General features: G+C 46.0%; 3 protein-coding genes. All 3 read left to right on the forward strand.

The annotated features are described in order from the left end of the window. On the forward strand, positions 1 to 1,360 hold a 1,360-nt coding region (locus tag ACKPQ4_RS00230; RefSeq protein ID WP_407679197.1), incomplete at its 5' end, for a fibronectin type III domain-containing protein. A gap of 41 nt (positions 1,361 to 1,401) precedes the next feature. Continuing rightward, entirely contained in the window at positions 1,402 to 2,394 is a 993-nt protein-coding gene (locus tag ACKPQ4_RS00235; protein WP_407679198.1) for a phosphotransferase, read from the forward strand. Between the two features lie 3 nt (positions 2,395 to 2,397). Continuing rightward, positions 2,398 to 3,270 carry an inositol monophosphatase family protein gene (locus tag ACKPQ4_RS00240; protein WP_407679199.1) on the forward strand — a complete coding sequence of 291 codons (873 nt, stop codon included), beginning with the start codon at positions 2,398 to 2,400 and terminating at the stop codon, positions 3,268 to 3,270. Positions 3,271 to 3,590 lie beyond the last annotated feature (320 nt).

Raw genomic sequence — 3,590 nt, forward strand, 5'->3', positions numbered from 1 at the left:
ACGTGGTTGCTTACTTAAAATCTTACTAAAAAATAAACCTATGAATTATAAACCGTTCTTCACCTTATTTGCCTTTTTTTTGGGCAGTCTATGTTTCCTGGTCGCACACGAGGATCATTCAGGTCTTCGTCATTGGGAAGTTCCAAGTAAAGATCCGGACAGGATTATTCTTACTTTCCATGGGGATCCAGCCACCAGTCGAGCAGTGACTTGGAGGACAGATAAAAGTATTACATCTGCAGTTGCTCAGATTGCTGAAGCTACAGTGAATTCAAAGTTTCAAAGTTCGACGGTTTCTTTTGACGCACAAACCGAGGCATTTGATTTGGGTGAGCATAAAGGTAATGCATCGCTGATTGTTCACAATCACAGTGTCGTTTTCAAAAACTTAAAACCCGAAACCACCTATGTGTATCGGGTAGGAGATGGACAAAAATTCTGGTCTGAGTGGATTCAATTTAAAACGGCCAAGTCCAGTTATGGAAAATCCCAATTCGTTTATTTTGGAGATGCTCAGAATGATGTGCTCGATCATTGGTCAAGAGTCATACGCATGGCTTATAAAACCGCCCCTGATGCTTCCTTCGCGGTTCATGCTGGAGATCTAATCAATTTAGCACACCGTGATCATGAGTGGGCCCAATGGTTTAAAGCGGGTGGTTTTCTTCATAGTCAATGGACGGCCATTCCCGTGGCGGGCAATCATGAGTTTATGCATCCGGGTAAAGGTATTCCCAGGAAACTTTCCATTCAGTGGCGCCCTCAGTTTACATTGCCCGTAGAGGATCATTTGGATGAATCACTTCACGAAACTGTCTACACCATAGATTATCAGGATATTCGTATTATCGTTCTTAATTCCAATGAGAAACGAGAACAACAGACCAAGTACCTCGAAGAAAAGCTAAAAGATTGTAGTGCGAAGTGGAAAATTGTTACCTGCCACCATTCTATATTTTCTCCCGCAAGCGGTAGGAATTTTCAATTTGGTCGAGATCATTGGAAACCCATTTTAGATAAATACGGAGTGGATCTTGTTTTAAATGGACATGACCATACATACGCTCGTGGCCATATTCCTGTGAGAGAAAAAGTTGGTGACTCCAGTCAATTTGGTACGATGTACATTACCTCGGTCAGTGGACCTAAACAATATCCACTCAACCCAAAACAATTAAAGAGCTACCAAACGGATGGATATGTTTCGGACAAAACCGCGGAGCAGACCCAGTTCTTTCAGGTAATCACAGTCGAGGGCGATACCTTAAGTTATGTTGCCTACACTGTATTGGGCGATGAATATGACCGGGCGACCATCAAAAAGAATTTTGCTACCGGCGAGAAGTCTCTAATCGATTAAAGGTTTCATCCACCCAAATTTATTGGGTATAGATGGAATGCATGTCACAACCTATGACCAACAATGAAGTGGAAGAGTTTGTCTTGGAGTGTGCCCGTGCAAGCACACATACTTCCAAAGATATAATTCAGTCTTTGTGGAGTGGTTATGGGAAAATTGAAAGGTGGAGGTTATCTGGAAGTGAGTACAAACAAATTATTACCAAGCAGGTAATTCCTGAGGTTGGTGATCACCCCCGCGGGTGGAACACCGATCTCTCCCATCAGCGAAAACTCAAATCCTACCAAGTCGAAACCAACTGGTATGAGTCTATTCGTAATCGGGATGAACCCTTACTTGCCCGCACACCCTATTGCCTTGGTACAAAAAAGGTGGGCGATCAAGTATTGCTTGTACTCGAGGATCTGGATGCCAGCGGATTTGCTGGCCGCCGGAGCTTGATCAGCCGTTCAGAGTGGCAGGCGTGTGTTCGTTGGCTGGCCTCCTTTCATTTGGAAAATATGAATCAGTCCACCGAAGGTTTATGGGAGTCGGGCACATATTGGCATTTGCAGACCCGGCCCGATGAGCTCGCCCGCCTGGATGATGCCAGTCTGCGAGAGGCTGCCTCGGCGATTGACCAAAAATTAAATAATGTAAAATATCAGACTTTAGTTCATGGCGATGCCAAGTTGGCTAACTTTTGTTTTAACGAGGAGGGCACGGAAGTTGCCGCGGTTGATTTTCAATATATTGGTGGTGGGTGTGGGATGAAAGACCTCGCTTATTTTGTCGGCAGTTGTTTCCGTGATGAGGATGCCGAGGAAATCGAGCAAGAGGCCCTAGACTTTTATTTTTCTCAGATTCGGGAACTTGTTAAAAATGAAGACCTCCAAATATCTGCTGATGAATTGGAAGCGGATTGGCGCCCCCTTTACCGGGTGGCCTGGGTAGATTTTCACCGATTCATGAAGGGTTGGAGCCCCGGGCACTGGAAACTGAGCGATTATAGTGAGCGGATAACGAGTCAAGTGATCGAATCCTTAATCGTATGACGTATGACTCAAGATCTTGATTTAAGTGAACTGGCCCAGTGTGCCAAACATGCTGCCCAGGCGGCTGGGAATGTGATTCAAGGATTTTGTGGTAGTGAAGTGGAGGTGTTCTCCAAAAAAGGGGGAGACTCTCTTGCATCTCAGGTGGTTACAGAAGTCGACCGCAAAGCACAGGATGCGATTCTTGAAGTTCTTCGACCAAGCATGGATCTTTATAATTTGGCCCTTCTTACTGAAGAGAGCGAGGACGATGGCTCCCGCTTCCAGAAGAAATATTTTTGGTGTATTGACCCACTGGACGGTACCCTTGCATTTAGTGAAGGGGAGAATGGATATGCCGTATCGATTGGATTGGTGGCCCGCGATGGATCTCCGCAAATCGGTGTGGTCTATGATCCCGTGAGCGAGGTTCTTTGGCAGGCGGCTAAGGGGCAGGGGGTGGAAAGAAATGGCCAAGATTGGAAGGTCTCAGACCGACATGATACCCTTACTTTTACTTATGACCGAAGTTTTGAGGCCCACCCACAATTCTCATCCTTGTGCCATGCATTGAGTGAAGTTGGGCGGAAGTGTGGACTTAAAGATATTCAAGCCATCCAGTTTGGTGGTTCAGTCATGAATGCTATGCATGCCCTGGAGAACCGGCCCGGTTGCCACCTTAAGCTTCCCAAGCCCGAGGCGGGCGGGGGAAGCCTCTGGGATTATGCCGCCACCGCCTGCATCTTTGAGGAAGCAGGTGCCTGGGCGACGGATGTATTTGGTCAACCCCTTGAGCTCAATCGCAAGGAATCCACCTTCATGAATCATAGGGGCGTGCTTTACGCGTCAAATTCTGAACTAGCTGCTGCGATTAGCCAGTCCCCCTTCTTTACGTAATAAAAATTGATTCTTTGAAGCGCCCCCAATGAATTTCTTGGGTGAGCTGGTTTTATGAAGTGTTTTGCATGACGCAAATCAACAGGTCTTAAACGCAAAAAAAAACAATAAATAATTGTGACTCCAAGGACAATGGAGTGTTATAAAAAAGATGCCCAGTCTGTTTCCATATTTGCTTGTGTTTTGCATGCCCTTGATGGTTTTTGCAGAGTCCCTTAATTTCAATCGGGATGTCCGGCCTATTCTCTCGGAAAATTGTTTTTATTGTCATGGGGTGGATGGCAACAAGAGGGAAGCGGACCTGCGCCTCGACCTCAGGG

This window comes from Candidatus Chordibacter forsetii, assembly GCF_964187505.1.
Classification (GTDB): Bacteria; Verrucomicrobiota; Verrucomicrobiia; order Opitutales; family Seribacteraceae; genus Chordibacter; species Chordibacter forsetii.

What these genes read in the sequence shown, in the direction of transcription:
- ACKPQ4_RS00235 (WP_407679198.1), top strand. Translation starts at nt 1,402, where the DNA reads ATGTCACAACCTATGACCAACAATGAAGTGGAAGAGTTTGTCTTGGAG.
- ACKPQ4_RS00240 (WP_407679199.1), top strand. Translation starts at nt 2,398, where the DNA reads ATGACTCAAGATCTTGATTTAAGTGAACTGGCCCAGTGTGCCAAACAT.